The sequence below is a fragment of the Streptomyces spongiae genome, assembly GCF_009377185.1.
GTDB lineage: Bacteria > Actinomycetota > Actinomycetes > Streptomycetales > Streptomycetaceae > Streptomyces > Streptomyces spongiae.
In genome coordinates, this window is sequence record NZ_VJZC01000677.1 from 1 (window position 1) to 4979 (window position 4979).

A 4979-nucleotide genomic window follows, 5' to 3' on the forward strand; every position below is an offset into this window, starting at 1 on the left:
GGGTAGGGGCGGCGGGGGCGAGAAAAACCCACCCACCACGCTAATGTCGACGCCACAACGCACGTTACTGATCGGTAAGGGGAAGGCCATGCAGCTCGGGATCAACCTCGGCTACTGGGGCGCCGGAATGGACGCGGACAATCTCGCCGTCGCCCAGGAGGCCGACCGACTCGGCTACGCGGTGTGCTGGGCCGCCGAGGCCTACGGCTCGGACGCGGCCACCGTACTCACCTGGGTCGCCGCCCAGACCGACCGCATCGACGTCGGCTCGGCCATCTTCCAGATCCCGGCCCGCCAGCCCGCGATGACCGCGATGACCGCCGCCACCCTCGACTCGCTCTCCGGCGGCCGCTTCCGCCTCGGCCTCGGCGTCTCGGGCCCCCAGGTCTCCGAGGGCTGGTACGGAGTGAAGTTCGACAAGCCCCTGGCCCGCACCCGCGAGTACGTAGAGATCATCCGCAAGGCGATGACCCGCGAGCGTCTCTCCTACGAGGGCGAGCACTGGACGCTCCCGCTCCCCGGCGGCCCGGGCAAGCCGCTCAAGCTCACCGTGCACCCGCAGCGCGAGCACATCCCGCTCTACATCGCCGCCATCGGACCGAAGAACCTGGAGCAGACCGGTGAGATCGCCGACGGTGCCCTCCTGATCTTCCCCTCCGCCGCGCACCTCGAGGACACCGCGATCACGTACCTGCGCGCGGGCCGCGAGAAGGCCGGCAAGACCCTCGACGGGTTCGACATCTGCCCGACGCTGCCCCTCGCGGTCGGCGACGACAAGGACGTGACCACCCTCGCCGACACCTTCCGCCCCTACACGGCGCTGTACGTCGGCGGCATGGGAAGCCGCAAGCAGAACTTCTACAACCAGCTCGCCCAGCGCATGGGCTACGAGAAGGAGGCCGCCGAGATCCAGGACAAGTACCTGGCCGGCGACAAGCAGGGCGCGGCGGCGGCCATCCCGCACGAGCTGATCGACCAGACCACACTCCTCGGCTCCGTCGACCGCATCGCCGACCGTATGAAGGCCTACGCCGAGGCCGGGGTCACCACGCTCACCCTCGCACCCGCGGGCTTCACGCTGGAGGAGCGGGTCGCCTCACTCAGGGCCGGATCCGAGGCCCTGGAGCGGGCCGGGCTCGCGTAACGGACCGAGACGGTTTCCGCGGCCGTGGTGGGGGCTCGGGGGGTCTTCCCCGCCACGGCCGTCACCGGACACAACGCCTCACCGCACCGCTTGGTTACGCGCCCCTCGGACCCCTTGGTTACGCGCCTCTCGTACGCCGCGCGTCCACCGTTCGGCGGATTTGTCCGACACAGGTGTTGCCGCACCCCTGTCACCGCATTTGACTCGTTCTTTGCGGACCCTGCAGAGAGGTGCCTCAGATGCTTTCGGCCAAGAGTCTGTTCCAGGAGATCCTCGACAACGACGAGTCGTTCCGGCTGTTCTGCTCCATCGCCGCCAGTGGGGAGTCGCAGGGAGGCTGGGAGAACGCCCGCATCGCCGCGCTCGTCCCGCAGAGCGAGCGCGCCCTCGCACCCAAGATCACCCGCCACGGCGCCGACGAGGACAAACACGGGCGCATCTTCAACGCCCTCATGAAGAAGCGTGGCCTCGAACCCGTCGAGGTCCCGCCCGCCACCGACTACACCATGCTCCTGGAGCGGCACGGCATCGGCCTCGCCCACGAGAAACTGGGGAGCGACCAGCCGCTCGCCGTCCAGGACATCGTCACCTACCTCGCCCACAGCAGGGTCACCGAACAGCGTGCCTCCGAGGAGATGGAGCTCCTCCGCAAGCACTTCGCCGACCACCCCGACATCGGGCGCGCGGTGAGGATGATCTCCGACGACGAGGACAACCACCTCGCGTACTGCCACGAGGAGTTGCTGCGCTTCGCGGCCGCGGGTCACGGCCGTATGATCCAGCGCACCCTCCGTGAGTGCGCCCTCGCCGAGATCCGCGTCTACCGGGACGTCAGCCTCGCCGTGATGGCCAACATGGGCCGCATCCTCGGCTGGTCCAGGCCCAAGGCCGCCGTTCTCGCCGCGGGCATCCACGCCGTCTACCTGTACGAGCGGCTCGGCGGCTGGCGCCGCATGGTCTCCCTGAAGATGCCCGAGCGCCGCGACGCCCTCGGCGGACCGGCGACCGCGGCACCCGAGTTCGCGTAACCGACAACAGACCGGCACGCGCGCGTGAGGCATGAGAACGGCCGCCACGCGCGCGTGCCGACCGCGGCGTCCGTGAGCCCGAACTCGTGGGTGACCAGGTCGAACTCCCCTTCCGTCGGCTCGTGCGGCCCGATCCGGACGAAGCCGCCCGCGGCCCGCGCGTCCTCCAGGGCGCCAGACAGGTCCTCGGGGCCCTCCGTGCGCTTCACGTCGCGGTAGACCGCGCGGTCGACGATCACAGGGCATGTCCTTCCGGCGTCGGCTCGGGGGAGTACCGCGGGTGCCGAGAACCCCCACGGGTCTCGCGGGTGGCCCGTTTAGGCTGGGCCGCATGCCCACGTTGATCCTTGTCCGGCACGGACGGTCCACCGCCAACACCTCGGGGGTGCTCGCCGGGTGGACGCCCGGCGTCGCCCTGGACGAACGCGGGGCCGCGCAGGCCGCCGCGCTGCCCGGGCGCCTCGCCGGGCTGCCTGTCTCCGAGGTGGTCACCAGCCCGCTGCAGCGCTGCCAGGAGACGATCCGGCCGCTCCTCGACGCCCGCCCGGAGCTCAGCCCGCACACCGACGAGCGGATCGGAGAGGCCCACTACGGTGACTGGTCCGGCCGCAAGCTCGCCGAGCTGGGGGACGAGCCGCTGATGGAGGTCGTCCAGGCGTACCCGTCGGCGGCCGCGTTCCCCGGTGGTGAGTCGATGCGGGCGATGCAGGACCGTGCCGTGGCGGCCGTACGCGAGTGGAACGCGCGCGTGGAGCGCGATCACGGTGCCGACGCCGTGTACGTCATGTGCTCGCACGGCGACATCATCAAGTCCCTTGTGGCGGACGCGCTCGGACTCCATCTCGACCTCTTCCAGCGGATCTCCGTGGAACCGTGCTCCATCACCGCGATCCGTTACACCCGGCTGCGACCGTTTCTCGTTCGCCTCGGCGACACCGGGGATTTGGCGTCGCTTGCCCCGCGGGAGGAGCCGCCGGGGCCCGACGCTCCAGTCGGAGGCGATGCGGGCGCACCGTGATCGTCAACCGCAGTAGGGTGAAGCGGTCGCAGCGGTACAGCACGTGTCAGCAGCCGCGGCGGCCGGTACCGACATCGATTCCAATGGAGACAGGACGTGTCCCGTCAGGTGTTCCTCTACGACCCCCCGGACCGCTTCGTGGCCGGTACGGTCGGGCTGCCCGGGCGCCGTACCTTCTTCCTGCAGGCTTCGTCGGGGCAGCGCGTCACCAGCGTCGCCCTGGAGAAGACCCAGGTCGCCGCGCTCGCGGAGCGCATGGACGAGTTGCTCGACGAGGTCGTACGGCGCAGTGGGGGTGGCGCCTCCGTTCCCGCCGTGGCCCCCAGTGAGATCTCCGACACGGCTCCGCTGGAGGCGCCGATCGAGGAGGAGTTCCGGGTCGGCACCATGGCGCTGGCCTGGGACGGTGACGAGCAACGCATGATCGTCGAGGCACAGGCGCTGGTGGAGTTGGACGCCGACTCCGAGGAGGACCTGGCCGAGGCCGAGGAAAAGTTGCTGCAGGACGAGGAGAACGGTCCGCCGATGCTCCGCGTCCGGCTCACCGGCGCGCAGGCCCGTGCCTTCGCCAAGCGCGCCCTCGACGTCGTCAACGCGGGACGCCCGCCGTGCCCGCTGTGCAGCCTGCCGCTCGACCCGGAGGGACATGTATGTCCGCGCCAGAACGGATACCGTCGCGGAGCGTGACGTCCGCCGAGCTGCTTGCCGAGGGCGAGCTGACCGTGCGCGGCCGCGTCCGGGAGGCGTCCAACGCGGTGCTGTACTGCACGGTGGCGCACGAGGGTCAGGAAGCCGCCTGCGTCTACAAGCCCGTCGCCGGCGAGAGACCCCTGTGGGACTTCCCCGACGGGACGCTCGCCCAGCGCGAGGTCGCGGCGTACGAGGTCTCCGAGGCGACCGGCTGGGGCCTCGTACCGCCCACCGTGCTGCGCGAGGGGCCGTACGGCGAGGGCATGTGCCAGCTGTGGATCGAGGGACAGCCGGGCGCCGAGCTCCTCGCCCTCGTCGACGGGGAGGAGCCGGGGGAGGGCTGGAAGGCCGTCGGCTTCGCCGAGGTCGGCGACGGGGAGACGGCTCTGCTCGTGCACGCCGACGACCTGCGGCTGCGGCGGCTCGCCGTCCTCGACGCGGTCATCAACAACGCCGACCGCAAGGGCGGCCATCTGCTGCCGGCCGGTGAGGGCCGTCTGTACGCCATCGACCACGGCGTCACCTTCAACGCCGAGAACAAGCTGCGCACGTTGCTGTGGGGCTGGGCGGGGGAGCCCCTCACGGAGGAGGCGACCGAGGTGCTGACGTCCTTGCGGACGGCGCTCGCCGAGGGCGGGAGCCTGGCGGTACGGCTGGCGGAGCTGATCACGGCGGCCGAACTGGAGGCCACCCGCACCCGCGTCGAGGCCCTGCTCACCTCGGGCAAGCACCCGGAGCCGACCGGCGACTGGCCCGCCATCCCCTGGCCCCCGGTGTAATTCCCTGGCTCCCGGTCCGAGGCGCCTTGAAGGGGGCGCGGGGAACTGCGCGAGCAACCACACCCAACCCGCACCCGCGCACACACGCCAGGCCCCCGAGACCGTCCGCGCCTTGAAGGGGGCGCGGGGAACTGCGCGAGCAACCACACACAACCCGCACCCGCGCACACACGCCAGGCCTCCGAGACCGTCCGCGCCTTGAAGGGGGCGCGGGGAACTGCGCGAGCAACCACACACAACCCGCACCCGCGCACACACGCCAGGCCTCCGAGACCGTCCGCGCCTTGAAGGGGGCGCGGGGAACTGCGCGAGCAACCACA

At 71.0% G+C, this 4979-nt stretch carries 5 protein-coding genes and 1 pseudogene; 5 read left to right on the forward strand and 1 reads right to left on the reverse strand.

Going from position 1 to position 4979, the window contains the following annotated elements; genetic code table 11:
• The first annotated feature begins 88 nt into the window (after positions 1 to 88).
• Positions 89 to 1144, forward strand: a complete 1056-nt coding sequence (locus FNH08_RS44345) for an LLM class F420-dependent oxidoreductase (RefSeq protein ID WP_152777179.1) — start codon at positions 89 to 91, stop codon at positions 1142 to 1144.
• A 239-nt stretch (positions 1145 to 1383) separates the two neighbouring features.
• Positions 1384 to 2172, forward strand: coding sequence for a ferritin-like domain-containing protein (locus tag FNH08_RS44350; protein WP_152777180.1), 789 nt, complete (start codon positions 1384 to 1386; stop codon positions 2170 to 2172).
• A 59-nt stretch (positions 2173 to 2231) separates the two neighbouring features.
• On the opposite strand, the pseudogene FNH08_RS52730 reads toward FNH08_RS44350, so the two are convergent.
• Positions 2232 to 2411, reverse strand: a pseudogene (locus FNH08_RS52730) (magnesium transporter CorA); the annotation flags it as partial.
• A gap of 92 nt (positions 2412 to 2503) precedes the next feature.
• Here FNH08_RS52730 and FNH08_RS44360 point away from each other — a divergent pair.
• The 3 genes from FNH08_RS44360 (at position 2504) to FNH08_RS44370 (ending at position 4659) form a co-directional block, all read left to right on the forward strand.
• The gene (locus FNH08_RS44360; RefSeq protein ID WP_152777181.1) at positions 2504 to 3190 is read left to right on the forward strand and encodes a histidine phosphatase family protein; all 687 of its coding nucleotides are present in this window, start codon (positions 2504 to 2506) and stop codon (positions 3188 to 3190) included.
• Between the two features lie 96 nt (positions 3191 to 3286).
• A complete protein-coding gene (locus tag FNH08_RS44365; RefSeq protein ID WP_322726439.1) occupies positions 3287 to 3877 on the forward strand; it encodes a DUF3090 domain-containing protein in 591 nt (196 codons plus the stop codon).
• The gene (locus FNH08_RS44370) at positions 3841 to 4659 is read left to right on the forward strand and encodes an SCO1664 family protein (RefSeq protein WP_152777182.1); all 819 of its coding nucleotides are present in this window, start codon (positions 3841 to 3843) and stop codon (positions 4657 to 4659) included. Before FNH08_RS44365 ends, FNH08_RS44370 begins: the two co-directional genes overlap by 37 nt.
• The last annotated feature ends 320 nt before the right edge of the window (positions 4660 to 4979 follow it).